22 protein-coding genes and 6 pseudogenes are annotated in these 26,492 nt (G+C 58.2%); 5 read left to right on the forward strand and 23 right to left on the reverse strand.

Annotation, left to right across the window (positions count from 1 at the left end; genetic code table 11):
- Nucleotides 1-44: 44 nt before the first annotated feature.
- Nucleotides 45-725, reverse strand: coding sequence for an isochorismatase family protein (locus AC3IX4_RS16810; RefSeq protein ID WP_489256550.1), 681 nt, complete (start codon nt 723-725; stop codon nt 45-47).
- Between the two features lie 76 nt (nt 726-801).
- Nucleotides 802-1,665 (reverse strand): pirin family protein, encoded by an 864-nt coding sequence (locus AC3IX4_RS16815; RefSeq protein ID WP_489256551.1) that lies wholly within the window; start codon nt 1,663-1,665, stop codon nt 802-804.
- A gap of 136 nt (nt 1,666-1,801) precedes the next feature.
- On the opposite strand from AC3IX4_RS16815, the pseudogene AC3IX4_RS16820 reads away from it, so the two are divergent.
- Nucleotides 1,802-1,990: pseudogene (locus AC3IX4_RS16820) on the forward strand (IS3 family transposase); the annotation flags it as partial.
- A pseudogene (locus tag AC3IX4_RS16825) lies at nt 1,978-2,138 on the forward strand (hypothetical protein); the annotation flags it as partial. The pseudogenes AC3IX4_RS16820 and AC3IX4_RS16825, both read left to right, overlap by 13 nt.
- 108 nt (nt 2,139-2,246) lie before the next feature.
- Here the strand turns inward: AC3IX4_RS16825 and AC3IX4_RS16830 are convergent.
- The 10 genes from AC3IX4_RS16830 to AC3IX4_RS16875 form a co-directional block, all read right to left on the reverse strand.
- On the reverse strand, nt 2,247-2,588 hold the full coding sequence (locus AC3IX4_RS16830) for a (2Fe-2S) ferredoxin domain-containing protein (RefSeq protein WP_489256552.1): 342 nt from the start codon (nt 2,586-2,588) through the stop codon (nt 2,247-2,249).
- A gap of 50 nt (nt 2,589-2,638) precedes the next feature.
- Nucleotides 2,639-3,661 carry a C45 family autoproteolytic acyltransferase/hydrolase gene (locus tag AC3IX4_RS16835; protein ID WP_489256553.1) on the reverse strand — a complete coding sequence of 341 codons (1,023 nt, stop codon included), beginning with the start codon at nt 3,659-3,661 and terminating at the stop codon, nt 2,639-2,641.
- Nucleotides 3,662-3,717: 56 nt separating this feature from the next.
- Nucleotides 3,718-4,659 (reverse strand): ATP-grasp domain-containing protein, encoded by a 942-nt coding sequence (locus tag AC3IX4_RS16840; protein ID WP_489256554.1) that lies wholly within the window; start codon nt 4,657-4,659, stop codon nt 3,718-3,720.
- Nucleotides 4,660-4,673: 14 nt separating this feature from the next.
- On the reverse strand, nt 4,674-5,516 hold the full coding sequence (locus AC3IX4_RS16845; RefSeq protein WP_489256555.1) for a PhzF family phenazine biosynthesis protein: 843 nt from the start codon (nt 5,514-5,516) through the stop codon (nt 4,674-4,676).
- Between the two features lie 2 nt (nt 5,517-5,518).
- Nucleotides 5,519-6,238 carry a PIG-L deacetylase family protein gene (locus tag AC3IX4_RS16850; protein WP_489256556.1) on the reverse strand — a complete coding sequence of 240 codons (720 nt, stop codon included), beginning with the start codon at nt 6,236-6,238 and terminating at the stop codon, nt 5,519-5,521.
- Between the two features lie 29 nt (nt 6,239-6,267).
- On the reverse strand, nt 6,268-7,557 hold the full coding sequence (locus tag AC3IX4_RS16855; protein ID WP_489256557.1) for an MFS transporter: 1,290 nt from the start codon (nt 7,555-7,557) through the stop codon (nt 6,268-6,270).
- 14 nt (nt 7,558-7,571) lie between these two features.
- A complete protein-coding gene (locus tag AC3IX4_RS16860; protein ID WP_489256558.1) occupies nt 7,572-8,924 on the reverse strand; it encodes a hypothetical protein in 1,353 nt (450 codons plus the stop codon).
- Entirely contained in the window at nt 8,914-9,828 is a 915-nt protein-coding gene (locus AC3IX4_RS16865) for an aminotransferase class IV (RefSeq protein ID WP_489256559.1), read from the reverse strand. The genes AC3IX4_RS16860 and AC3IX4_RS16865 overlap by 11 nt, the downstream gene beginning before the upstream one ends.
- Nucleotides 9,829-9,859: 31 nt before the next feature.
- Nucleotides 9,860-10,609 carry an iron-containing redox enzyme family protein gene (locus AC3IX4_RS16870; protein ID WP_489256560.1) on the reverse strand — a complete coding sequence of 250 codons (750 nt, stop codon included), beginning with the start codon at nt 10,607-10,609 and terminating at the stop codon, nt 9,860-9,862.
- Nucleotides 10,610-10,673: 64 nt separating this feature from the next.
- Nucleotides 10,674-11,636, reverse strand: coding sequence for a beta/alpha barrel domain-containing protein (locus tag AC3IX4_RS16875; protein ID WP_489256561.1), 963 nt, complete (start codon nt 11,634-11,636; stop codon nt 10,674-10,676).
- Between the two features lie 238 nt (nt 11,637-11,874).
- Between AC3IX4_RS16875 and AC3IX4_RS16880 the strand changes: the two genes are divergently transcribed.
- Nucleotides 11,875-12,363, forward strand: a complete 489-nt coding sequence (locus AC3IX4_RS16880) for an Lrp/AsnC family transcriptional regulator (protein WP_489256562.1) — start codon at nt 11,875-11,877, stop codon at nt 12,361-12,363.
- A gap of 74 nt (nt 12,364-12,437) precedes the next feature.
- Here the strand turns inward: AC3IX4_RS16880 and AC3IX4_RS16885 are convergent.
- The 5 genes and pseudogenes from AC3IX4_RS16885 to AC3IX4_RS16905 all read right to left on the reverse strand — a co-directional run bounded on the left by AC3IX4_RS16885 (nt 12,438) and on the right by AC3IX4_RS16905 (nt 17,071).
- Nucleotides 12,438-13,290: pseudogene (locus AC3IX4_RS16885) on the reverse strand (IS5 family transposase).
- 92 nt (nt 13,291-13,382) lie between these two features.
- Nucleotides 13,383-14,171, reverse strand: a complete 789-nt coding sequence (locus AC3IX4_RS16890; protein WP_489261308.1) for a methyl-accepting chemotaxis protein — start codon at nt 14,169-14,171, stop codon at nt 13,383-13,385.
- A gap of 117 nt (nt 14,172-14,288) precedes the next feature.
- Nucleotides 14,289-14,882: pseudogene (locus tag AC3IX4_RS16895) on the reverse strand (cache domain-containing protein); the annotation flags it as partial.
- On the reverse strand, nt 14,849-15,154 hold the full coding sequence (locus tag AC3IX4_RS16900; RefSeq protein ID WP_489256563.1) for a hypothetical protein: 306 nt from the start codon (nt 15,152-15,154) through the stop codon (nt 14,849-14,851). The gene AC3IX4_RS16900 and the pseudogene AC3IX4_RS16895, both read right to left, overlap by 34 nt.
- A gap of 237 nt (nt 15,155-15,391) precedes the next feature.
- Nucleotides 15,392-17,071 carry an arylsulfatase gene (locus tag AC3IX4_RS16905; protein WP_489256564.1) on the reverse strand — a complete coding sequence of 560 codons (1,680 nt, stop codon included), beginning with the start codon at nt 17,069-17,071 and terminating at the stop codon, nt 15,392-15,394.
- Between the two features lie 308 nt (nt 17,072-17,379).
- Between AC3IX4_RS16905 and AC3IX4_RS16910 the strand changes: the two genes are divergently transcribed.
- On the forward strand, nt 17,380-18,354 hold the full coding sequence (locus AC3IX4_RS16910) for a helix-turn-helix transcriptional regulator (protein ID WP_489256565.1): 975 nt from the start codon (nt 17,380-17,382) through the stop codon (nt 18,352-18,354).
- Nucleotides 18,355-18,357: 3 nt separating this feature from the next.
- Here the strand turns inward: AC3IX4_RS16910 and AC3IX4_RS16915 are convergent, their stop codons facing one another.
- From AC3IX4_RS16915 to AC3IX4_RS16940, 6 genes and pseudogenes are all read right to left on the reverse strand, one after another.
- A complete protein-coding gene (locus tag AC3IX4_RS16915) occupies nt 18,358-19,614 on the reverse strand; it encodes an OprD family porin (protein ID WP_489256566.1) in 1,257 nt (418 codons plus the stop codon).
- Between the two features lie 115 nt (nt 19,615-19,729).
- Nucleotides 19,730-19,933: pseudogene (locus AC3IX4_RS16920) on the reverse strand (3-hydroxyacyl-CoA dehydrogenase); the annotation flags it as partial.
- Between the two features lie 9 nt (nt 19,934-19,942).
- The gene (locus AC3IX4_RS16925) at nt 19,943-21,160 is read right to left on the reverse strand and encodes a patatin-like phospholipase family protein (protein ID WP_489256567.1); all 1,218 of its coding nucleotides are present in this window, start codon (nt 21,158-21,160) and stop codon (nt 19,943-19,945) included.
- A gap of 45 nt (nt 21,161-21,205) precedes the next feature.
- Nucleotides 21,206-21,295, reverse strand: a pseudogene (locus AC3IX4_RS16930) (transporter suffix domain-containing protein); the annotation flags it as partial.
- Nucleotides 21,296-21,299: 4 nt separating this feature from the next.
- Nucleotides 21,300-22,577 carry a peptidase MATCAP family protein gene (locus tag AC3IX4_RS16935; protein ID WP_489256568.1) on the reverse strand — a complete coding sequence of 426 codons (1,278 nt, stop codon included), beginning with the start codon at nt 22,575-22,577 and terminating at the stop codon, nt 21,300-21,302.
- A gap of 9 nt (nt 22,578-22,586) precedes the next feature.
- Nucleotides 22,587-23,588 carry a transporter substrate-binding domain-containing protein gene (locus tag AC3IX4_RS16940; protein WP_489256569.1) on the reverse strand — a complete coding sequence of 334 codons (1,002 nt, stop codon included), beginning with the start codon at nt 23,586-23,588 and terminating at the stop codon, nt 22,587-22,589.
- 929 nt (nt 23,589-24,517) lie between these two features.
- On the opposite strand from AC3IX4_RS16940, the gene AC3IX4_RS16945 reads away from it, so the two are divergent.
- Entirely contained in the window at nt 24,518-26,314 is a 1,797-nt protein-coding gene (locus tag AC3IX4_RS16945; RefSeq protein WP_489256570.1) for an acyl-CoA dehydrogenase, read from the forward strand.
- Nucleotides 26,315-26,492: the final 178 nt, after the last annotated feature.

Below are 26,492 nucleotides of genomic sequence, written 5' to 3' on the forward strand. Positions count from 1 at the left end.
CATTCTCCAGGATTGGGAAGGACCCGCCTTGGTATTGGGTTCAGCTATTTGCGCTGGGAGTCCAATACTTCATGGTTGCTCACGACAGATTGAGCCTTCATGTAGCTTTCGATCAGCAACTGATAGGTCGGGAAAATCTTGGTGTACACCTCAGCCCATTGCTGTGCATCGGCGCGGTTCCAGGATTTTTGCAGTTCAGACGCCACAGCGCCGGTATCCATCGGCACCACGCCTGCCTGCACCACTCGAGCGAGGGTGATTTCCTGGGCCATCTTGGTGTAGGTGCCGCTGGCATCCACCACAGCGAAGACCTGATAACCGTCATACACAGCGCTAATGGCCGGGAAGGCCATGCACACGCTGGTGATGGTGCCGGCGATGATCAGTTGCTTCTTGCCCGTGGCCTTCACGGCGGCCACAAATTCGGGGTTGTCCCAGGCATTGATCTCGCCCTTACGTGCCACGTATTGGGCGTGCGGCGCATTTTCATGAATTTCCGGGATCAAGGGGCCATTTGGGCCTTGTGGCACGGAAGCGGTGGTGATGACCGGAATCTTCGCCAGCGTCGCCATCGTTGCCAGCGCTGCAGCGCGCAGGCGCAGTTCAGGCATCGGCATATCACCGATCGTTTGAAACAGACCGCTTTGATGATCGATCAGCAACATGACGGCGTTGTTTGGGTCGATAACAGGTCTCTGGTTGTTGAAGTTTGCAGGGGTACTCATGACGTGCTCCTTTTTAGAGAAGACGGCTGAGCTGCCAACGGTCTCGGAGCGTTGGCAACGGGTGCTTCGTCAATGATCAGGGGCTGATTTGCCCAAAATGACCACTGTTGAAGTCGGTGATGGCCTGGGCTATCTCTGCCTGGGTGTTCATGACAAACGGCCCATGGCCAACGATGGGTTCGTCAATGGGCTCTGCACAGAGCAGAACCAGCTTTGAATCGCTACTGGCTTGCAGAACCAGTTCGGTGCCTTCTCGCGCAAGCAGTGCTACTTGTGCATCTTGCAGAGCGGTACCATTCACCTCAGCCGCCCCACTGAGGAGGATGACTGCACAGGTATGGCCTGCCTTTACTTGCAAGGACAGGCGCTTGCCTGCCTTCAGGCGTATGTCCCAGACATCCATGGGCGTGAAAGTCAGTGCGGGGCCTTTGTGTCCGGCGTACTCACCGGCAATCAGGCGCACGTCACCTGCATCGTCAGGCAGGCTGACCTGCGGGATATCGCGATCCAGAATCGTCTGGTATCGAGGTGCAGACATTTTGTCTTTTGCCGGTAGATTCACCCACAGCTGCACCATCTCCAGGGTTCCACCGGTTTGGCTGAACTCGGCTGAGTGGTACTCCTCATGCAGTATGCCGGCCGCGGCGGTCATCCACTGCACATCGCCGGGGCCGATTTTGCCACCAGCGCCGGTGGAGTCCCGATGTTCGAGCTCGCCTTTATAGACAATGGTGACCGTCTCAAAACCCCGGTGAGGATGCTGTCCAACGCCACGCCGGTATTGGGAAGGCGGGAAGTCCGCAGGCCCTGCGTAATCGAGTAATAAGAACGGACTGATCTGACCACCCAGCGTGTCATAACTGAACAGCGAGCGGACCGGAAACCCATCCCCCACCCAGTGCCGGCCGGGGCTGGCGTAGACACCCAGAACCTTTTTCATCGTGCATACCCGCCAATGAACGTGGTGGATAAACCTTAGTAGCGGTTCTTGGGATTGGGTAGTTATCGACGACCGCGCCGGCCAAACGGCGGATAACGCCGTCAAGAGCGACGGCGATGATCAGCGGCTTTTCTGACTGCGTGCAGCGGGTCAACAACAGCATCGTGGTCGTAGCCAGCGCCCCAGGCGCCACGCCACGCCGACGACTCACGCGGCCAAAGGACCGAATCAGGTGTGGTCGCGGGACATCACATATTGTCCGTCGCCGGTACAAGGCCAGTACTACTACCCGTACCTGATCGAGGATATTTACAGCCGCAAGTCCTCGAAGAGTCGGTGACCAGCGACACTACCGCCAACAAGGACGCTTCCACCAGGGCTACCGCAGCCGCTTCCTGTGCACTCCGTGGGCCGTGGTCTACCGCCCCGCGCTGGAACATACAAAACCCCGAGTCCTCGGCAGCCAGACCGCCAAAGCCGTACGGCGTAGCCCAGGCTTCGGTCCATGGCAGGATTTGTCCATGAAAGTGCAAGGTCCTGCTCTGCATGACCTGAACCATCATTTCAGTACCGCCTGGGGCTTAAAGCAGCCGTAGACGCTCGACGATGTCGCCGTTTTTCAGATGCGAATCAACGATTTCCTCAATATCTCCGGGTTCGACGTAGCGGTACCAGATGCCCTCGGGATAAATCACCGCCACAGGCCCTTCTGAACAACGGCTCAGGCAACCGGCCTGGTTGACCCGCACCTTTCCCTGACCGTTCAGCCCACGGCTGGCGACGAACGCCTTGCACTGCTCATAGCCGCTCTTGCCCTGGCGTTGCGCACAGCAATCGCGGTTGTTGTCACGCTGGTTCACGCAGAAAAATATATGCCGCCGGTAGTACGAGGGTGTGCCTTGCGTCGTGTTTTCATCAGTCATTGATCAGTCCTGCTCCATTCAGCATCAAGTTGAAATAAAGGGCTATGGGCTTACAAGGAGAAGCGCTCGAACGGGGCTGAGCATGGCTTGCCGAAACAGATCTGCAGGTCACCTTTGGCCGGGCTCATGACAAGTGCCGAGACTGTTTTCCCCTGTTTGAATTCGCGCCCGTGAGCGCAGATGGAAGCCGGACTATTGGTGTGGTCGGCTAACAAGGTCCTGGCCCGAGCGATATCCAATCGCGGACAGTGGGACAAGGCACTGTCGAGCACTTGGGTCCGCAGATAGGTGGTGGACTGCGACGACACCAGCTCCTCGCCGATAAAGTCCGGGTGGAGAAAGTGGTTGCAGTGGGTCAGCAGCGAGCCTTCGAACACCCGATGCCCCAATACCGTCATCTCCACGATAACCAAGCGCTCCCCTTGCACCAGCGTCAAGCTGCGCGAGGAGGCACGGGGTATCCGTGCTATTTCTTCAAGACAAGCCTCAATCGAGGTTTTGCCCAGCAGTTGGCGCACTAACAGGTAAGGCGGCACGCCCACTCGCCATCCGCCACTGATCACCATATTGATGCCTACCGCCAGACCGTGACTGTTGATGCCTGCATACCCCAGTAAGCCGGCATAGGCCCACATCAAGATGTCCCCTGCGTGCTCAGTCGCCCCTCGATAACGCAGGGCGCAGAGGTAGTCGCGCAGATCACCGGACAAATCGATCGTCTGCGCGATCGTGCCCCCCTCTTCGGGATCAACGAACGCCAAGGTGGTGCAATCTTCGCCCCAGCCTGTCAGCTCTCGGCGGATTTGCAGCAGCATGGCTTGCTCTGGGGTGATACCAGCGCCTCTGGCCAGCCCCAGCACCTCTTGGCCGAGGTCGGGAAGATGGTCGTGCAGCACCGCCAGAAACCGGCGACTGATGTCCGCCGCCGCCTCAGGCGCCAATGGTAGGCGCCTGAGGCGGTTGACCTGCGCCAGGCCATCGTCGAGGAAGGATCGGATAAGGTCCCGGGCAGCGAAACCATAGGCTTCGCCACGCCGTCCGGGGTCGGTTTCGCAGATTTCATAGACAGCCATTGCTCGTTACCTTTTGCACAAGGCATTGCACCCGAGGGGGGAGTCGAAACGGGATATCAGGCCGACAGAGCCACCGTACTCACCGATGTGACAGCGGCATTGAGGCGCGCCTCGATCATGTCGCCAAAAACTACCGTTGCCTTGTCACACAGCGGCGTCAGCAGCGCGGAGAACTCCCCGGCCTTGGGGGCAACGGTCTGGAAACCGGGCACGGAGTTCACTTCCAGAATCTTCAGTCCCTCAGTGGTTTCAATCAGATCGACCCCCGCCATCGCGGCATTGAAGGCGCGGGCAGCGCGTTCGGCCAGTTGATAGGCCTCATCAGGCAATGGCTCGGACATGACGATCTTTGCGCCCACTGCGATATTGCTCAGGAACGCACCCGGCTGGGCATACCGGTAGAAGCCAAAGACCGGCTTGAAGTCCGCACACTGCACTCGAATATCCCGCCCGGGCTTGTCGACAAACTGCTGAAAATACAAGGGCGCCTGTGAGTCAGTTGCACTGGCCAGCACTTCAAGCACCTCGGCTTCGCTGTAGAGCGGTCGCACCCCTTCGCCTTTGGAGCCGCTATCGGGCTTGAACACCAAGGGTAAGCCCAGTGCTTCGACGATGCAGCGCACCGGGGTATCGCGCCCACAAATAAGCGCCGAGACATGGGGCAAGTTGTGCCTGACCAGCAAGGCCGAGTTCATGGCCTTCGATTGCATCGCTTCCAGGGTCGGCCCATCGTTTATCACGGTATACCCCTGTTGTTTGAACATTTTGAGCAGAAAATTGCCGTAGTGGCCCTCCAGCCCCGACGTCCAACCCACCACCAGTGCGGGCTTGAGCAGTGCGCCCTCGTACCAAAGCTGCAGTTCCTGGCCTTCGGCCTTCACTTGTATCTGGGCGGGGCGTAACACCAGGACCTCCAGCTCACGGCGCAGGAGTTCTTCATGCAGGCAACGCACATCGCGCGTCCATTCACGACACAGGATCAACACGGGATTATTCATCGATTAAGGTCCTTTTAATCATTGCTAGTAGGAAGAACGTGCCCCGACACCCGCCATCGACGGGCCTCGGTGTTCAGGATCAGATGGGACTGGTTGCAGCCGCTGCCCCCTTGGAAAATACCCACCCGGTCGCTCTGCCAGCGGGAACGATGGCGCCGGGCGATGGTTGGGGCAATGTTGCCAGTGGCGACATCCTCGGCCTCGCCATATGCCTGGGGGAAGTGACGGGCCAATACCGCCTGCGCATCCTCCAGGGAGTAGAGGTAGAACCCCGTCACCTGCAACTGATCGCAGAGCAGGTCCCTTCGGCAGGGGTTGATTTCGACGCGCTCCAGCAATCCAGCGTCGCGCACTTGCACCAATAACTTGAGGCGACTCTGCCCACCAATAGCGAGGGTGAAGTCGTCGGTTGCCTCGCCCTCCCAACCCAGTGCCGAGCGCACCTGGGCCAACAGCGCAGCGGTGGTGGGCAGCGCGGTGTACTGGCCCTCCTCCTCGTAATAACCACACAAGCCATCGGCCTCGGCAAAACCCTCGACGCTGGCGGTGCGGCAGAGTAACGTGCGCGCACCCACCAGGCCGTCGTGACGGGCCATCCAGTCTAGAGCGGCTAGGGTACCGTGCCCGCAGAAGCTGATTTCCTGGCCGGCGGCAAAGAAGTACACGGCCATGGCGTCATCGCCAGGTGCACGTAACACCAGCGTAACCTCACAGCCCAGGGCCCGAGACGCTACGCAGCAATGGCGCATCAAGCCGGGATCCTCCTCTCCGACGGCCACCACCACATGGGAGCGATTCCCGCCCTGGCGGGTATTGACGAAAGCCTGGACGGACTCATTGGCTAGAATGCGGTACATGATCACTCGCTAAACAGTTCTGTCACGCTGGGGAACGCCCGCGAATAGGCTTCTGCGTACTGGATCGGCCGCGTCGACCGCCGGCCCGCCTGGGCGCCGCGCTGCAAAGCAACGCGCTCGTAATAGTCCCAGACGCCTTTTTGCGAGGCAATGGCTTCAAATGTACGCCGCTTGATCGACCATACCGAGGTGATATCGAGAAACAGGTCCGCCTTGAAGTCGCTCTGTTCCGGTTGATGAGGCTCGAAATAGTAGACGTTGGGTGGCGTGATGGTGTCAGCGCCGTAACCGGGCGCCGTCGCCAGGACCCGGGCCTGCCTGACGCAGGCACTGACGTTGACATGATCTGAATTGCCCGGGTCGACCGGTGGATGGGTCAGTACAATGGCGGGGCGAAAGCTGCGCATCCGTTGTGCTAGAGCCTGGGTGTCCTTTGTTTCGAGGACCAGCGGGTAATCGGCCAAGCCGAGCATGTGCAGTTGCACGCCAAGGATATCGGCGGCACGGTGAGCCTCCTCCAGGCGGATGGCGGCCACGGTATCGAGCGTGGCACCGGGCTGTTTCCACAACGCCCCGGCTTCACCTTTGGAACCGAGGGAAGCACACACGACCTCGACGTTCCAACCGACGGCCAAGTGCACGGCGATTGCCCCGGCCGAGCGCCAGACGAAATCTCCGGGATGAGCCACGACCACCAGCAGGTTTTTGTTTTCTACATTCATGACCTTTCACCTGTTCACGATAATTTCAGTTATTGGGGTTTTAATGCCGTCGCGGCAAAAACCTCTCGCGACATCCCGCTCTCTCGTATGCGCAGCCTGCGCTCGACCGTGATCAGCAGCACGATGACGCCCAGCCCCATTGCCGCCACCAACACGGCCATCGCCCAAGAGGGGACAAAGGGTGCGAGGGCCACGCTGGCGGCACCGAGGATCAGTGCCAAGCGAAAATCGAAGGCGCGCACAGCGGCATAACGGCTGCGGGCCTGCGGCGGAGCAATACGAGCGATCAAGGCCATCTTGGCCGGCGCATAGAGGAGTTCGCCCAGGGTGTAGAGCGCCATGGCGGCGACCAACGTCCAGGCATCGTTGCTGACCATCAACACCATAAACCCTGCGGTAGCGACGACAGGACCGACCACATAGAGCAGCAACGGTGAAATGTCCTTGGTCAGCTTCTGTGCCAGATGAGTAAGGCACACGGCAATGGCGTTGGTTTCCAACCGCAGGATGCCGAACATCACCACGCCGGTTATCACGGGCTGCCAATCACCTAGGCTCCACAGCGTCTGCGTACCGAACTCACGACTCAAACGGACTGCCACGTAGTAAGCCAACTGCACCGCGATGCCGAAGTTCAGGGTCGTGGCGGCGACATAGGTCAGCATCAGTTGGTCTTGCAGGATCGCCCGATACTCACTGAGCATTTCGACAAATCGAACGGGGCGTCGAGTGCCCAACTGCGCGGTCTCTTCCAAGCGAAAGGCGACGACCCAGGCGCCGGCGGTCGCCAGCAACGCAGCCATTGCAACGACAGCAGAAAAGTTGAACTCGTACAGCAGCACCCCGGCTACCGTACCTACACCACGCGCCATGTTGGTAATCCAATAGAGGTAGGAATATACCCGGCGTAAATCCCCCGGGGGCACCGCATCGAGCACCAGGGCCTCGCTGACTGGCACGCCGATACCGTTGCAAACCAGCACCCAGGCGTACAGGAACAGCATTACGTAACCCAGCACCGGAGTCTGTCCGCGATCCAGCAGCAACAGCCCGACCAGCATGAGTAGGACACCAGCCTTGATCAGTTCCGTGGGCAACAACGCCCTCCGACGCCCGCGAGCGTCGGCAAAGTGCGCTCCCACCAAGCTGGCCCCACCGGCCAACACCATCACCCCGACCAGCGCCGCCCCCACCGTGAGCTCGCCCAGGCGCTGAGACAGGTAGATGATGAAAAACGGCGCGACTGCTCCCTCGATGAACTTCTCTACAAAATGCAGGAACAATCTGATCTTGACGCTTTTAGCCAGCGGACTGGTCATTGCTTTCCCCAGATTCATAAGGCTGACGTCAATACCGAAATCTTTTGCCCGCCCTTGAACAGGTTCACGCGGTGCTTGGTGCTGGCCTTGGCCCCGTAGCCCACCACCTCGCCGTCGAAGACAAACGTATCCAGGCTCAGGTTGCATTGGCGCACATGGTTCCAATGGTGATCGTTGAACACCGGTAATTGCAGGGGAGCAATGTACTCTTGAAGAATGAACCCCTTGCTCAAGGCTTCCTCGACCTTTTGCGCCCACTGCGCAGCCGTGCACTCGAGGCCTACGGTGACGCCCTCGCCACGGATGTCATAAGGCTCCTTGATGACAAAATCGTGTCGCTGTTCAAGCGCCAATGTGCCGATATTCAGGTCGCACCCTTGCCACTGCACGGTCTTGCCGGGCTCGAACTTGCTCGCCCAAGGCAGCATCTGGTGAATGACCTGGTGTTCCTCCTCACTGAACAGGTGGGCAAACTGACGCTCCTGAAGCAATGACAAACAGCGCTTGTTCTCCGTGACCAGGCGAGCACCGAAATGATTAAGGTGACAGACATCGGCCTGGGCAAAAATCTGCTGCCACTTTTGCGCCTGCTCGGGGAAGCGCTTGAGGTAATCCTGCCAATAGACTGTGTTGATCTTGTTCCAAATCACGTCGATTCGCCGACCCGCCGCACTGACGTGAGCACCATCAAAGTCGATCTGCCGAGGGTCGAAGACCCGGGTAGGCAAGCCGGCTTCGCTAAAGGCCAGGGCCATTTCACGGCTCTCGGCATTGGACTTGTCCTGCTCTTGCAAGATAACCATTTCGGCCCCGGCACCGCGTGAGGCAAAGGACGCGAACAGCGCCTGGGTCTGGCTGGGCTGATCAAATTGTCGGGACGCGATTCTTTCCTCCAGCGCACCGCTGCCCAAGGCCTTCCAGACACTGCGCACTAGGGCATTCAATCGAGGCGTAAAGAGGATTCCGGCGGGTGAGTCGGTGTTGTGCTCCAGCAGTTTCAACGCGCCGCTGCACCGATCGACATAACCGTCAAGCCGACAGATTGTGATGTAGCGCTCTTGCTTCAAGGGCGTGCAGATAAACGCCCGGTCCATCTCCGAATGCTCGAGATATGCAGACATTGCCGGCTGCTGCGCACACAGGCCAATGGTCTTCTCCAGCACCTGAAGGTACTTCACGATGTTTCTTTGATGCTGCTGATCCCATTCGCGTTTTACCACCAGTGGCGTCAGTGCCAGGGGATAGTCGATATTGCGAAACACCGGCGACCGCGCCTCCATCTGCGCGGCCTGGGCGCACTTGTCCTGCCGCTGCCAGTCGAGCTCTTCGCCCAGTTGGGAAAAATAGAGTTGCCAGTCAAATATCATAAGGAGCTCCCTGGTAAGTGGTTTCGCCGCGCACCAATGTGTAATAGTCCTTGGACAACTGTGCCGTCACCGGTCGGTGGGCAAAATCGCCAATACGGTGTTGCTCAAGTGACTCGATGGCCGCTATCTCAAGGCCCGTACCACACAAGAACGCTTCGCTGGCATTGACCAGGTCTTCGGCTCGCAGGTGACGCTGCTGCACATCGAGTCCCAAACCCTTGGCCAGTTGAGCGATGACATGGGCCGTGACGCTGGGCAATACCCCATCGGACTCAAACGGCGTGTACAGGCGATCGCCCTTGACTACAAACAACGCCGCCGTCGGCGCTTCGGTCAGGAAGCCTGACTGATTCAATAGCAGCGGCACGTCAAAACCCGAGGCCTTGGCCAGCGTGCTGGCGATAAACGTATTGGCATACGCCGCGACACATTTGGCGCTTGAGGGAAACGCGTCGTGGGATAACTTGCGAATGGACGACACGGTCGTACGCATACCCGTTGCGCTGTTGAACCACTTTTTGCGCCCCATGGCCCCGATATTCACGGTCATGCCGCACACCGGCGCGACGTGCAGGTCACCGGCATTAACGGCGTGGACACTGGGCCGCACATAAACGTCCTCGGTCAGGACATTGCGCGCCAGCAACTGCTGGATGATGTCCGGGATCTGGCTCACCCCGGGATCGGGCAGACACATCAACTTCAGCGATCTCTGCAAGCGCAGCAAGTGCGCGTCCAGCATGAACGGCAGGACACGTCCATCCTGCTGCTTGTAGCCACGCACACCTTCAAACACGGACAAGCCATACCGCATCGCCAAGGCGTTGACATTGACCGTGGCTTGATCGGCGCGAACATACTCGCCCAAGTGAAAGACCGTCGGTGTTGCGGGAACCTGACTCATAGTTGGGTGATTTCCTTATCTTGGGCCCGCTTTATTGGCAAAAACGAAAAGGTTTGTCTTCGGGGCGACTGAAGTTTCGGTAGATCGCATCAAAGTGTGCATGACGACGCTCAATTGCACGGGCCAGGAAAAACTTGGCGCGCTCTTGCATTTCGCGGGTATTGCAATAACGAACTAGCAGTTCCTCGGCGACTTTGGCGTGTTCATCTTCCAGTTCACTGACATGTTCATCACCGGCCTGGGCACTGGCATGATGAACAAAGTACTCACACCCGTACTCCGGAAGCTCATACTTCTCCTGCATCACCGAGAGCATGCTCTCTTTGCGGCTTGAAATAATCGGCGGCTGCCCTTCCATTAACAACAGAACCGAAGCGACACCATAGGTGAAGTGCTCACTGCCATTACACACAGAAACATTATGCTCAATAACGGCCTGGGTCTCTGGCAATAAAGGCGTTTCGATAAATTCTTGCGACTGCACGCCTACCGACTTGCCAAAGGCGGCAAAAGAATTCAGGTGACGCTGTGACTTTGTTAGGCCTCCCGTTTCTTCCTCATAGATATTTTCCACTAAGGACGCGCGCAACTCATAGTCCTCTACCCGGGAGGCAATCCCCATGATATTACGGGTCCAGAAGTTCTTTATCGGGTAGCGATGAATAACAAAGTTACGTAGCAAATGCTGGGAAGCGTCACCAGCCATTATCACCTGATAAAGTTGACTGGTCATTTTCTTGCGGGCACCGATCATAGCGTGCAGCTCTTCAATAAATTTCATTTTTTATTACCTTTTAATCAAATAATTTACGACTGGATTTGCAATGCAAAATCTGTCTCGCCGTTTATTTAAACGGTGCGGACGAGAACATCGTAGCCAACCGAGGGCTGGGACAAGCTGTAATTATTTTTACCCATTCATCAATGTCTTCATGGTACGCCGAGGCATTCCCATTGAGAGTGGATATCGCGTCAACATTAAAGTCCTGCAAACCATAAATGATGCTTTGGAGCCGATCTCTCATCCGAGGAGGAAACAACCCGCCAGGGTGATGGACGATAATGTCGAGCAATGATGCAAGACTGATTTTTCGCCCGGTCAGACGCGCAACAAGCGTCAACATGACTTCCGTGGCGGCGTTACCACCTCCCTTGCCCAACCCGCCCAATGTCGAATCAATCCAACGGGCTCCGCCGCTGATGGCCGCGATCGAATTCGCAACGGCCAGGTTCAGATTGTCGTGAGCATGAAAGCCCAAAGGGAAGTCACAGCGACGGTTGACAAAGCGAATAAGGGCTTCGACCTGAGCGGGAAACATCGAACCGTTGGAGTCGGCGAAATAGAGTACATCCGGCATCAGGAGACTGGCCTGGCGCACAATATCAGTGAGCTGGTCATCCGCCAGCTCACTGGCGCGGATGATATTCAGACAGACCACATAACCTTCCTCGCGGGCCGCGCGGGCCAAGGCGATACTGGCGGTAAGGTTATCCTGGCGTGCAGGAATCCTCACATGACTGATGCCGTACCCTCGCAATGCCGCCAGGTGACCAGGTTGCACATGGTCTGGCCGCAGCATCAACGCCAACCGACCGGCTCCCGTCTGAGGCAGCAACTCGAGCAATGAAGGGGGGCAATAGGCCGTCAACCCAAGGTCTTGAGTATCGCGACGAAAATAACCGAGCTCCACAAGATCAACCCCGGCAGCCAACAGGCGTGAGACCGTATGCGTAACCTGGGACTGACTGAAGTCATGATTATTAACGTAGCCGCCGTCGCGTAAAGTGCAGTCGGTGACTTTAAGCATTGAGTGCATTGTCAAGATAGCATCCCTATTAGTTGCCGCTCTGATCAAGGGGGGGATTTCACTCCTGTGACACCCGCTGTTTGGCCCCAGTGAGATTTTGGTTCGCTAATCACAGCCAATTTCCAATTAAGACTTGATTGGAAACATTCTTCTACGACGCCATTAATTATAGATAAGTGAGTGAAAAAAAATATTGCTTTTCGCAGTCTTCATTGATAGTTTTCCAAAAAAATTTCCTATGGAAGGGCAAAAATTGAAAAAATCCTCCGACATGTTGGATGCTGTTGATATCGCAATACTAAAAGCCATGCAGGCGGACGCAAAAACCACAACCTCAGACTTGGCTAGGTTGCTCTCACTGAGTGAAACACCTTGTTGGAGAAGGCTGAAACGACTCGAAGAAAGTGGTTTCATCTCTCGATACGAAGCGGTTCTTAATAAGGAAGCACTGGGCTATGGTATCAAGGCCTTCGTGCAGTTATCCGTGGACGCTCATACCCTGGAAGCTACTCGCGAACTCGAAGAAAAAATCAAGTCACACCCCGGAGTGTTTTCATTTCATAACGTTACGGGCGATTGCGATTTTCTCGTTCAGATGATCTGTAAAAGCATGGACGACTATAATTTTTTCATCGAAAACACCTTGCGCGACATACCGTGCATTCGAAAAATACAAACATCCATTTCACTGCGCGAAATCACTCAACATAATCATTTGAACATATAAGGAAACCGCGATTTCTGGCGCAAGGCAGTAAAATCGAATCGCCAGCAGATTCGAGTTTTACCTCTTTTAGGTCTTTAGGCTCTGTATGAAAAATAATGCCGCAGACACCGCATAGCACAAGCAAGCGAAACCATGGCGCCGAAGCTTTTTGCGAGCTTGTCGAAACGTGTCACCACTCGACGGCTTTCCTTCAGCCATCCGAACATCCGCTCGATGATGTTCCGTTGCCGATATTTGGGACGATCGAAGAGTCTGGGCAAGCCTGGCTTAGGCTTGCGCTTCATCTTGCGCAACGGGATCACGGGCTGCATGCGGTACCTGTCGCAGTACCGACGTAGTGCTTCGGCATCGTAGCCTTTGTCCGCTAACAGCCATCGGCATCGTTTGCGTGGACGGCCCCGCAGGCTGGGAATACAAACCCCGTCCAGTAGCGGCTCGGCGTAGCTGATATCGCTGGCTTGGCCACCAGAAAGCAGAAAGCAGAAAGCGCAACGGCGTACCGTTGGTATCACACAGCATATGGATCTTGGTGGTAAGGCCGCCGCGGCTGCGCCCTAGAGCATGATCAGTGGGTTCGTCAGGCCCCCTTTTTTACCGGCTCCTGAAGAAGCTCGGGGTGCGCGTACCGCTGTCGAGTCGATCATCCAGGTTTGTAAGTCTATCAAGTCCTTCTCGTTCAACTTGATGTGCAAACGCTGGAGCATCCGGTCGAAGACCCGTTGATTTCGCCAGTCTCGGAATCGCTGATAAACCGTTGACCAGGGTCCGAAATGCTCTGGCATATCGCGCCACGCAGCGCCCGAACAGAGAATCCAAAGCACGCCGTTGAGTATGAGGCGGTCATCACGGCGCGGGCCGACGTGGTTCCACAAAGAGATCCGCTATCAGCTCCCATGCTTCATCCGAGATTTCGTATCGCTTTGCCATCACAGGATTCCTTTCCATAGATAGCTGGGAACTCTATAAAAAAACGGGTCTGGCAGGGCTTCGACACGGTTTCCGCGAATTACGTACAGAACCTAGTACTTGAACTGACCGACCAGCCCTTGTAGATCGACTGCCAAGCGCGCCAGCTGACTGCTGGCCTGGGCCGTCTGGCTGGCGGAATCGGTGACCCGATCGGCAACATCGTTGATATTGACCACGTTCTGATTGATCTCATCCGACACCGAACTCTGCTCTTCGGCGGCGCTGGCAATCTGCGCGTTCATGTCATTGATACGGGTCACTGAGAGGGTGATCTGTTTGAGCGAGTCGCTCACTTGCTGTGCCTGGGTGACACTGTCCTGGGCGCGTGTCTGGCTTTGCTGCATGACCACGGCGGCTTCGCGGGCGTTGGTCTGCAGTTGTTCGATCACGGTCTGGATTTCTCCGATCGACTGCTGTGTGCGCGAGGACAACGTGCGCACCTCGTCCGCCACCACGGCAAAGCCACGCCCTTGCTCGCCGGCACGTGCTGCTTCAATGGCAGCGTTAAGCGCCAGCAGGTTGGTTTGTTCGGCGACACCACGAATCACGCCCAATACGCTATTAATGCTTTGGCTGTCATCTTGCAGACGGGTGATCACCTGGACGGCGTGTTCGATTTCGACAGCGACTCCGTCAATCGCATTCACCGCACCCGCCACGACCTGTTGGCCATGCAGCGCCTGCTGGTCAGTGCTGTCCGCCGAGTGTGCCGCCTCTGAGGCGTGGCGCGCCACTTCCTGGACGGTGGCCGTCATTTCGTTCATGGCGGTGGCCACTTGCTCGATTTCGCCACGCTGGTTGGCCAGGTCGCGCTTGAGTTCCTCGGTAATGGCCGACATTTCTTCGGCGGCCGAGGCCACCTGCGCGGTGGAGCCCGCAACGCTACCGATCAGCAAACGGACTTTCTCGGCAAAACTGTTGAAGGCCTGTGCCAATTCGGCAAGCTCATCGCTGCCCTTGACCGCCAGGCGGCGCGTCAGATCGCCTTCACCGGCGGCAATGTCGCGCATGGCAGCGGCGGCGGCCCGAATCGGTTGCACGATACTACGAGCGATCAGCGCGGCCAGTAACAGACCAATCGCCAAGGCGATCGCGGCCACCAGAAATGCCGTATTGCGCGTGTCACTGAGGGCGTTGGCGTAGTAGGTCCGGTCCATGGCGATTTCCAACACGCCCAGAGGCTGGCCGGAGAAGTCGCGCACAAGTCCTGCATAAGAAGCAACTGAGCGGCCATTGAGCTCTCCCTGAACGGTCACCTCCTTTGCGCTAAAGGCGATTTCGCGTTGAGCGTTGGAGAAGATCCTGGAATCATCGAAGGTCGTGGCGAAGGCAACGTATTGGTCAGGAGATTTGCGGAGCATCAAGCCTACGTCAACGTTGTAGCGTTGTTTGAATGACTCAAAGAACGGTTGGCCGAACGACAGGCCGAACTCGACAGAACCGACGTGTTTGCCATGCGCCTGAATCGGCGCAACGCCACGAATACCCAAGCCTGCAACGCCAGACTCAATCCCTCTCAAGGCGCTGTGCTGGGTGTTGACCTGAACCACCGTATTGCGGATATCGGACAAGTCATCGCCAAATTTTTTCGGCTCGTGAACCCGCAGATCAGCGCTTCCGAGGCGATGGCAGTGCTGATGTTATTGAACAAGCCGCGCAATTCGCGTTGTTCGGCCTCGGCGATCACGTTGTCAAATCGACTTAAGAACACCGTCAGCAGGGCAGCGACGGTGAGGACAAGCAACAGCACTACGCTGATTGCGATACGTTGGCCAATTTTGAGAGCGCTAAATAAGGTCGAGCTGCGGTGCATATTTGTCATTGTTACTGTCTGTTTAGTGAAATGGACCTTGCGGTTAGTCGCACTATCTTACAGTTGTTAGACAATCCCTGTTACCGCAGCCTAAGGCAAATGGCCATCAATTGAATCGCAGCGCCTGCATCGCAGGCAAGCCTGGCTCCTACACAGACCGTTGTAGGAGCCAGGCTTGCCTGCGATGGCGTCACCACAATACATCAGACAAACCGCGGTGCATTCATCATCAACCCGCGAAACGGCTTACTTGAAGCAGTACTCATACAGGCACGTCTGGAACCCATACTTCATTTCGAAGTTGCCCTCCAGAACGTTGTTCTCCTTCACGTACTGATCCCACGCCACGAGCATTTCCTTCATCTTGGCAGGCTCGGTGCTCGCCAGGTTGCGGCTTTCGGTGGGGTCTTCCTTCAAGTTGAACAGACGCCAGGCGGAGTCGCCATAAGGCTGGTTGACCCAGGTGATTTTCCAGTCACCCTTGCGCAGCGCCTTGCGGCCAAACAGTTCCCAGCCAATCTGGCGCTCGCCCATCGGCTTGCCTTCCAACATCGGGATCATGCTCTTGCCACTGATGGGCTGGACCTCACGCCCCTTGAAGGTCTTACCCAAGGCAGGCACACCGGCAGCCTGAAGCAGGGTCGGCATCAGGTCCATCACATGGACCATATCGTCGCGAAGTGTGCCTTGCAGGTGGGCCTGCTTGAGCATCTTGGCGCTGATAATGGCCGGCGCACGAATGCCGCCTTCGGTGGTGAACCCCTTGAACAGCGGGTACGGCGTAGAGCTGACCTGCGCCCACTGGGCACCGTAGTCGCCATAAGAGCCTTTATGGCCAAGGTTTTTCAGGCTGTTGTCAAACTCCTTTGCCATCCATTCCTTGTTGCCTGGCAAGTCCAGAGGGCTGTTACCGTCTGCGCCGTTGTCGGAAATGAACACAATAAAGGTGTTATCCAGCTTGCCGTTTTTTTCCAGGTACTTGAGCAGACGGCCGATGTTGTAGTCCATGTTGGACACCATCGCCGCGTAGATTTCCATGTTGCGCGCTTCACGCTTGCGCTGCTCGGGGCTCAACTGATTCCAGTCAGGCAGCCCTTTGGCCATCGGCATATTGGGACGCTCGTTTTCGCCCACGATGCCGAGCGCTTTCTGACGCTTGAGCCGAGCCTCTCGGATCTGATCGTAACCGCCGTCATAGCGCCCCTTGTACTTGTCCAGCCACTCATCGGGTGCATGCAAAGGCCAGTGCGGCGCGGTGTACGAAAGCATGGCCATGAACGGCTTGTGCTTATCCTTGTCGGCTTCGAGGTAATCAATCAGGCGATCGGTATAGAACTCGCTGGAGTAGAAACCCTTGGGCACTTCAACCGGCTTGCCGTCTTCGCGGTAAATGGCCTTGGGGTCGGCGGCAATGATTGCATGCTGGTCGTCGAAGTGGCTGGCGCCGCCCTGGACCAGAATGAACGAGCGATCAAAACCACGGGCTTTCGGGCTGGTTTCTTCGGTACGTCCCAAGTGCCATTTGCCCGTGGTGTAGGTGTTGTAGCCGGCATCCTGAAGGACCTGGGCCACGGTCACCATGCGATCGTTGAGGTAGCCCTCATAACCGGGTACGCCTTTTTGGAACGGCTGCAGCAGCTCTCCCATATTGCCCAGCCCCGCGACGTGGCTATCGGCACCGGAAAGCAGCATGGCACGGGTTGGAGAGCAGGTTGGGGCTGTGTGAAAATTGGTCAGGCGCATCCCTTGGTTGGCAAGGGAGTCGAGATTGGGGGTTTCGATTTCACTGCCATAGCTACCCAGGTCGCTGTACCCCAGATCGTCGGCAATGATGACCAGGAAGTTAGGCCGCTCGTCACTGGCCAATGCCGCCTGGCTCAAAGCAGCGGCCAGCGCGCAAATCCAAAGACTCTTCATCCCTCTCATAGGGGGCTCCTCGGTTGTTCTTATTGGATGGAGTTCGCAGTATGTGGACCGTGAAGCTGGCGCCGATAATGCAGGCGCGCAAGGCCTTATCTGTGCGCGTCTTTTTTTTCTGCGCGCTATGGGGGGATGACCGAGCGTCGCTCATCATGGGCGTTTCGGGTACTCGCGCGTACTATCAGACCCCAGAGAGGCCTGTGTCGATGAGTCAACGCTAACAAGGGCGCAAGCCAGCTCTATAACAAGAAAGGTTTTTGTATGAATATCCACGCGATGCCTGATCGACTGGCCCGCCTCGCAGGTGCGCTCCAATGATGGATCAATACGCTAGCTCGAACTTTCCGTTTGCGGCCAAACCGATGCTGCGTACCGGCTGCCTGGATCAAGCCCAGGCGTGCCTGAACCACCAGATCGAAGAGCGGCGCATTCATCTGATGGGCCAAGGCATACTGGAAGTCAACTTCACCCTGCAGGCCTTGCCACAACTCAAGTTGTTCGGCGCCAGCTGGGGCAATGAAGTTCGCGTGAGTTCAAGTCCGCTCAGCTGTTGGCACGGCATATTGCCCCTACAAGGTGCAATCACCAGCCTTCCCGCCGGGCTGCAGGCCATTCCCGGTCAGTTGCTGGTATTCACGCCGGGGCATCAGGTGGATGTTATCTGGCATGAGTCGACCAAGGCCGTGGTCATTTCATTGGAAAATTCATTGCTGGTTGATCATCTGGATCGCCACCATCAATCCAGAGTGCCAGGGGTGCCTGCCCAAGCGATCCTGATCGACCGGTTGCACCCGGCACTGCAGAGCCTTGGGAGCCTGCTGCGACTGGTGGACATGGAAGGCAATACCCCGTCCGGGTTGCTGAGTTCCCCTGTCAGCCAGTCCCACATCCAGCACCTGTTCTGCGAAAACCTTCTACAACTGGTGCCGTCGCTCGACACGCTGCCACAACGTTGCCTATTACCCGGAACGGTCAAACGGGTCGTGGATTACATTCACGCCCACCTTAGCGAACCGCTGCTGATCGCCGACCTGGTCTATGTCAGCGGCGCCAGCAGGCGCAGCCTGGAGCAGGCGTTTCGCAAGAACATGGGCAGCACCTTGCAGCGCTATATCCAGCACCACCGGCTGCGGGCGATACGTGAGCTATTGCACAAGCACCAACCCGGAGAGCTACAGATCAGCGAGCTGGCGTTCCAATGGGGGTTTGCTCAACCCAGCCATTTCACCGCGGCCTATAAGCAGGCGTTTGACGAGTTACCGTCTCAAACCCTGGCCAGGCCGCGCTAAGCCCTACCAGATGTTCCAGGTATAGGTCGTGATCAGCCGGTTCTCGGTGTAATCATTGTTGTGCTGAACTTTCGCGTCGATATTGCGCCACTCAACACCCAGGCCCTTCAAAGGCCCGCTCTGCACCGTATAGGCAAGGAACAGATCGCGCTCACTTTCCGAAGCGTCACTCAAGTCACCCCCGCGATCAATCCCTGTGCCGCGCTGATAACGCGCCAACAGTCGCAGCCCAGGCACCCCCATGGCGGCAAAGTCGTAATCGTAACGCGCTTGCCAGGAGCGCTCATCAGGCCTGATAAACGCCAAGGCCGACCAACTGAGCAGAAACGGTTGTGGCGTAAAGCCGTTCAATGTCGGAAAGCTGCTGTCACCCAGCATCCGCTGATAGCCGACGCCAAACGAATGCCCGCCTTTCTTGAGTGTGGTCATCGCACCGTAGGAACGGTTATCGATTTCACCATAGAGCGCGTCGCCGTCTTCACGGTTGTTGAAATAGCGCAAGTCGGTCTTGAGCGCATAGCCACTGCCCAGGTCTGAATTAAACGTCAGGCCCAGATAATGTTGTTGATAGATGTCCTCCAGCTGGCCGTAAAAGTAGCTGGCAGAGATCCCAGGGGTAAAGGCATAGGTCGCCCCGCCCAGGTTCAGCCCGTCACTGGTGCGACGTGGGCCGTTCAGCCCGGTGAACAGGTACATTTTTTCCCGGTTTGAAGACTCACGGCTGCTGATTTCGGTGAGTCGCCCCGCGGTCAGGGTGAGCTTATCGATTTCATTGGAAGTGACCAGCGCACCCTGGAAGGTGCTGACCAGCTGGCGTGAGTCGTCAATGGAGACCACTGGCAATACGGGGCGAAGTTCACCGAATTTCAATTCGGTCTTGGAGTACTTCATTTTCGCCGTCAGGCCACCGCGCCCGTAGTCGTGAACCGGCTTGCCCGTGTCGTGATCGAAGGGGAGCACGGTGTCTGGAGAGCGCCCGCCACCACCGTCGAGCCGCACCGCGTACTGCGCTGCAGCGTCCAGGCCAAATTGCACGACGCCTTCGGTGTAGCCCGAGGTGAACCGCAGGTCAAAACCCTGGGACCAGCTTCCATCGCGGGAAACTCTGGGGTTATCACCCTTGAAATCACGGTCTACGTAAAAATTACGCATACCGAGGCTCAAGTGGCTGTCGTCGAGGATCTCGGCTTGCGCCGCCAAGGGCAGAAGCACACCAATGAGGTTGATTGCTTTCAGGGGTTTGCCAAGAACTGAGTTCATTGTGGCCTCTACATTTTTATAGTTGTTGTAGAAGGCCAGTATTCGTATCTACGCCAGCGCAAGGTTATCGCGCCAGCGCAGAAACTATCGTGATGACGCAACTATCATCGTGTTGTTATGTGCCCGGGTTCCAGTCGGAGAATCGACGGCCTTCGGCGGCCAACTTCTCCAGTAATGGCGCCGGCCTCCACCATGCGCCAAAGCGCTGATGGAACTCACGAACACGCGCCAGTACCTGGTCCAGGCCCAGGCTGTCAGCATAGAACATCGGGCCGCCGCGCCAGGCTGGAAAGCCATACCCATTCAGGTAAATCACATCGCACACTCACTATTTTCCCGTTGCTGTTGCACCTGGAGGAGCGAATCCTGGCGGAACTTTGAGCCACGAGAAACCCTGCAACGCCATGTCATAACCGGTGTCGTAGAGCTTGCGCATGTATTCGTTGTCGAACTCTTCCTTGTGGGGGGCGTTGAAGCTCGACGGTATGAACCCGAGGTTGAAGTCCACACCGTCGCGCTGGGTGGTGGCATAGATCCGGTAGAGGTCGCCGATGCCCTGGCTGTGGATCAACGAGGCGACTGCGCGCCCGGCGATGCTCAAGGTGCTGCGCTCGACGTGCGCCCAGTCCGGGTCGAGTCGCGAGTTGCGTATCACGTAGAGCCTGCGCTCGCGGGTGACTCCTGCTTTTACCGCCTCTTCATTGACACGGATCCCGGCCGGATAAGCGAATACCTGCGCCATGATGCCACCGTCCACGTGCATTTCCTGATAGGTTTTACCGTCGACTTCCACATCGATCATCATGGGCGGAAATCCTCCCGGAATCGAGGCGGAGGCGATCATGATTTTCACGAAAAGGTCCAAGGCCTCAGGACCACCATAGGTCGCGATTTTCCCCATGTCCCAGATAATGGGGCGTCGCGCATCAAGGTCGGCGGTGGCGATCAACAGAAAGCGGCCCTTCGCGTACTCGGCGGCGATCTCCTTGAGCATGACATCGGTCACCGATTTGCGCGTCAGCTTCAACAGCGGTGCGTTGTCCGACATCGCATCGCCCAAAACGCCTGCTAAAAAGCTGCGATGCAAAATGACGTCTTTGGGCGATAAGGTGGTATAGACCCTCTTCAGTTCCGCGTCGTACTTCGGCCCAAGAAAGGCGAACGGCGCAATTAGCGCGCCCGTGCTGATGCCGGAAACGAGTTTGAATTCAGGGCGCGTTCCTGTGGCCGTCCAGCCATTCAGTAATCCTGCGGTGAACGCACCGTTGTCACCACCGCCCGAAATGGCTAGATAGACCGCCGGCGGTAGGGGCCCCTTGTGCCCCTGTTTCACTAGGTAAGCCTGTTCCCGCCGTAGCGAGTCAAGCCCGACTCGGGTCAGCTCTGTCATGTTTCCGCCCGCGACATAACGCACCCCGTCCATGCCTGGGATCTCCGCTCTCGCCGTCAACTCGTGCGGCACCGCCGGCAGCCGCGGCGGTGCCATCGCGCAGCCCTGCATCAGCACTAACACGGCCACCACCAGGCTGGAAGTTTTCATAATCATTTACCTCTCTGACGCTAAGGACGCTGTGCTTCAGCGCTTTAATACTCAGTCTGCTTCCAAATTGACCACCCGTGTGGTTCGGATGAACAGCGCGCGAACTTTGTTCCAAAAATTGCCGCCAAGGACGAAAAAAGCAAGATCACATGGCGCTGGCATCGGCTTCATGCTCGTCTGCAAAGGCCAGGAGTACCTCCAGATCGAGCACATCCAGCTTGATCCTGGCGATAAAGGCGGAGAACGCCAGGTTGGCGGCGAGCAACCGCAGATCGGCGGCCCAGGCCGGGAGATGGACCGGTCCCTGGAGCCAGCCCGACTCGAAAAGAGGAGCCAGGCGTACGGTATCACCCAGACCGAGGCGCCCCGCAAACAAACGGCCCACCAGTTCCGGCCGGTTGTCGCGGATCGCGATGCGCAGTAGGGTATGGACGCCGAGCAAACCGGTCAGGTAAGCAGCATCCTTGGTAAACGCCGAACCGCCATGCAGGTCGGCGCCGCGGAAAATCCGTTGGGTTGAGCGGAAGGACTCCTCTTGCGACTGACCGGCATCAAGAAAACCTTCGAATACTTGGATGAAATCGGCACCCTCCAGCGCTTGCTGGACCGCGAGCACGCGCAGGGCGAGGCGACGCAAGCGGTTGATGTCCATGCTGCCGGTGAACAGCTCGGCCAGGGTGGCAATGCCCTCCTGAGTCTGGGTCGTGCGTGGCGCCCCCAGGCCCAGGCTTTTGAGGTTGGGTTGGAGCGCGCCGTTTTGTGCCGTGGCGACATGCACGAAGGCCTCGTGCTGCAATAACTGACTCTTGTCCAGTTCCGAGAACAGAGCGCTGGCACGTAGGCGGATGCGGCTCGCCCCGGCGATGGCCTTGGCGGCCAGGCTCGGATCGAGCATGACCGTGATCCGGCCCGCGCCGAAGAAGCGGTCCAGTTCCGGCTGCATCCAGGCGGCGAAGACCTCGGCCGGGATGTCGGCCTGGCTCGGTGGAATCTGAGCACCGCCCAGAAGGGCGTCGGTGGTCTTGAGGAAGAAATGGGCCGCGTCCAGCATGCTCAATTTCAGGTTCGAGTAATAGAAATCCGGGCGCCGGTACAGCGCTGACGAATATTGAGTAAAGGCGGGAGTGCCAATGGCACCCAGCATGCGTCCAGCCGTGGCATAGCTACGCGCTGTCATGGCGAGGTAGTTCCCGGCCGGATGCCCCACATCGCAACGGCCAATAAAGGCTTCCAGGGCGGCAATGTCGGCGCTGTGCTCGCGCGGGCGCAGCTCGACTTTGGGCAATTCTGCTTTCCCGCCTCGCCAATGCGCCAGGAAGACTTCCTCGACTCCATCCGGCCAAGACAGGGCATCCAGCACGCGGATCTTGCGGGCCAAGCCGGGCAGAGTGGCATCGAGTTCGGAGAGGGGGGCGGCGCTCATGGAAATCTCCTAGAGAGACGAGGTTTTCTCGAAAAAGCTTAGTCGTTGCCGATGTATTGCGTTGTAACAGGTCAAGACGGGATGTCCAAAGCCCGGACGATGCAGCGCCCCCACGCACTCAGCGTTGCCGAAGACGGTGCCCAGCTTGTGGCCCTCGGCAAACTTCGCCAGCACCTTGAGCAGCTCCGGACTGCCCTTGCGCACGGCCCAGGCGAGCTCGGTATCGACCCGAATGGGAAAGTCGTCATGGATCACCAGCTCATGGAGCATGCTGCTCCAAGTCTCGGCGATATAGCGGTCCACCACCGTGGCATTGACCAGCCCGACATTGACCATCTCCAGCAGGTCCTCGGACTCCAGGTTCTCGTCCGCCGGCTTGATATTAATGGGCGTCAGGCCTTTCTGCCGGAAGGACTCGTTGAGTTCGGTAAGGTGCTCGAAGTAGCTGCTGGAAGGCCGAACCATTACCTCCAGGCCGGCCAGGTCCTCCAGCTTTGCCACGGGCATGCTCTTCGGCCCGGTAACCAGGACTTCCTGCATGTTACTGGCGAAGGGCGCACTGAAATCCACCGCTTCCTGGCGCTTGCGGGTAATGGACAGACCACCGGCAGCGATATCGCCGATACCTTCCGTCAGCTTCGGCAGCAGCTCATTACGGCCGACGGGAATGAACAGCACGCGCCACTGCAGGGATTTGTTCGTGAACGGGTACGCTTTGTTGAGCCAGGACTCCAGCGCCTTGCCGATCTCATAGGCGATGCCCAGTTGGCGGCCACGGTCCACCGCAAAGAAGGTCTTGCTGTAGGGCACCAGAATGCGTACCAGCCGGCGCTCGCGCATGCTATCGAAATCACCAGTCCTGGCACCCGGAACCGGCAATACCAACGCAGTAACTTCCGCCTCCTCGGCGGCGCTCAGCTCCACATTCGGCAGGTCCTGGGCCTGTGCAGCGTGCAACACGCACGCCAGCGCCAGCCCGAACAGCCAGCGCACAAGAAGCGGTAGTCTCATCGGATTTCACCCTCATGGACCGCGCCGACCGGGGCGAGACTGCCCCAGCCGCCCTACAAGCGTGGCTCACAAACCTGCCGCCCGCTACCGAATACAAAGCGTGTAAAAACGCAGCTGATGGAGGATATCTGGATATTGGACTGTTTCGCGGCCGGAATCATGGCCGGCGGGCCTATGTTCCCGGAGGGAGTCCGCAAGCGGTTCTACGCTTCAGTCATTGAGCTATTTCGGCCGGTTTGATGGGCTGCATGGTCAAGCGCCTGCCATCGTTGAGTGAGTTACACCGCTTCCTGTTGCGCGGCCCCACCCCCCTGCTCTACCCGCGCTACTTGTTAGTCGCCTTGGGGCTGGGTCGATGTAGGAGCAAGGTTTACCTGCGATAGCCATAGGTATCTACACATCTTTTGGTGTACTGCATTTCGTAGCAGTGGACGAGTAGAACGAGGCCACGTCCGGCTGCGCAGCAGTCGTAAAACCTGGCACTTCAGTATTCAGATACACCGCGAGTACAGGCTTTGCGAGGACTACGTCCCCGGACCTGGCCTCGCTGAACTCGTCTACTGCTACGAATGTAGCCGCTGACGAGGTACGAGGCTGCGATCGGCAGCGAAGCGGCCGTAAAACCTGAGACCGTAATCCATCAGGCACACCGAAGGGCCTGAATTTACGACGGCTTCGCCGCCGATCGCAGCCTCGTACCTCGGCAGCGGCTACAAGAGCCGCGCTGCCCCAGAATTGTGTAGATACCTATGCTGCGATGGCATCACCGCGGTCTATCTGGCATACAGCGGTGGCGCCATTGCAGCCAATGGGTATTGGGCTGGCATGCGGGTTCGGCAAATGCCCACCCTCAACGGGTGGGCGCGAGGCTACCGGCGCTCTGGTCTACTCGTCTGCTCAGCGCCAATGCCCGACAGGAGGGTTCATCCATGAGTGAATACACCGCGCCATTACGTGACATGCAGTTCGTCCTCAACGAACTGGGCCATCTGGACCCTGTAAGCCGCCTGCCCGGCTGCGAAGAGCTCAGCCCCGACCTTGCCGACGCTATCCTGGTCGAGGCTGGCAAATTCGCCCAAGGGGTGCTCTCGCCCCTCAATGTCAGCGGCGACCTTGAGGGCGCTCGCTGGATCGATGGCCAAGTCATCACCGCCAAGGGCTGGCGCGAAGCCTATGAGCAATTTGTGGAGGGTGGCTGGAATGCCTTGTCCTGTGCACCTGAGCACGGTGGCCAGGACCTGCCGCGTCTGGTTTCGGCGCTGGTGGAGGAGATGTGGAACGGCGCCAACCTGTCATTCGGCCTGTGCCCGATGCTGACCCGGGGCGCCATCGAAGCCATCGAGCTGCGCGGCAGCGACGCCTTGAAAGAAACCTACTTGCCGAAGATGATCAGTGGCGAGTGGACCGGCACCATGAACCTCACCGAACCCCAGGCCGGTTCCGACTTGGCCGAAGTGCGCAGCCGCGCCGAACCCCAGGCAGATGGCACGTATCGTGTGTTCGGGCAAAAGATCTTCATCACCTACGGCGAGCACGACCTCACCGACAACATCGTGCACCTGGTGCTGGCTCGAGTGCCGGGGGCACCGGCGGGCGTCAAGGGTATCTCGCTGTTCGTGGTACCGAAGTTTATGGTCGAAGCCGATGGCAGCCTCGGCGAGCGCAACGATGTGCGCTGCGTTTCCATCGAGCACAAGCTCGGCATCCATGCCAGCCCCACCGCCGTACTGGCCTTCGGCGACAAGCAAGGCGCCACCGGCTGGCTGGTGGGCGAAGAAAACCGTGGCTTGGAGTACATGTTTATCATGATGAACGCCGCGCGTTTCTCGGTGGGCATCGAGGGCATCGGCCTGTCGGAGCGCGCCTACCAAAGGGCCCTCGCCTACGCCCGCGAGCGGGTACAGGGCACTGAGGCAGGCACCGGCAGCCGCGACAAGGTCGCCATTTTGCGCCACCCCGATGTGCGGCGCATGCTGCTGTCGATGAAGTCGCGCACCGAAGCCATGCGCGCCCTGGCCTGCAGCGTGGCCGCGGCCATGGACAGTGCCGAACGTGCAACCGAGATCGAGCAGCGTCAGCGCAGCCAGGCCTTCGTCGACCTGATGATCCCGGTGGTCAAGGGCTGGAGCACCGAGAACGCGATCGATATCGCCTCCCTCGGCGTACAAATCCATGGCGGCATGGGCTTTATCGAAGAAACCGGCTCGGCCCAGCACCTGCGCGATGCCCGCATCACCACCATTTACGAAGGCACCACCGGCATCCAGGCCGGCGACCTGATCGGGCGCAAGATCGCCCGCGACCAAGGCTTGGCCATTGGCCGGGTCATCGAACAGATGCGCCAGGTCGAGCAGCAATTGCTTATCGCAGACAACGCAACGCTGGCCACTATTTCCGGTGCCTTGGGCCAGGGTGTAAACGCACTGGAGCAAACCGTCGGGTTTATCGTGTCGAACTACGACCGGCAGGTTGCCCAAGTATCCGTGGGCGCGGTGCCCTTCCTTGAGCTGTTCGGCACGGTCGCCGGTGGCTGGCAACTGGCGCGCTCGGCCTTGGTGGCCCAGCAACGACTGGATGACGGCAGCCAGGAGCTGGACTTCTATCGCGGCAAGCTTGTGACAGCACGCTTCTATGCCGACCACCTGCTTTCCCGCGCGCAAGGCCTGGCCCATTGCGTGATCCAGGGTGGTGAAGCGGCTTTGTTGATCAACGACGAACAGTTCTGAGCCTGCCCTCTCCCAGGTTCACCCTGAGAATGAAGGGAGGAAGGCTGTATCAAGGCTTCCAGGCGCTTGCCTTGGGTTTTGTGCTGTTGCCTAGATCGAGCGCCGCCCGCGCGGCGCATCGCGGCTGAAGCCGGCTCCTACATTGGTTGCAACGTGCCATTTTCTGTGGGATCGGCGT

The sequence above is a fragment of the Pseudomonas sp. KH_021 genome, from assembly GCF_057838865.1.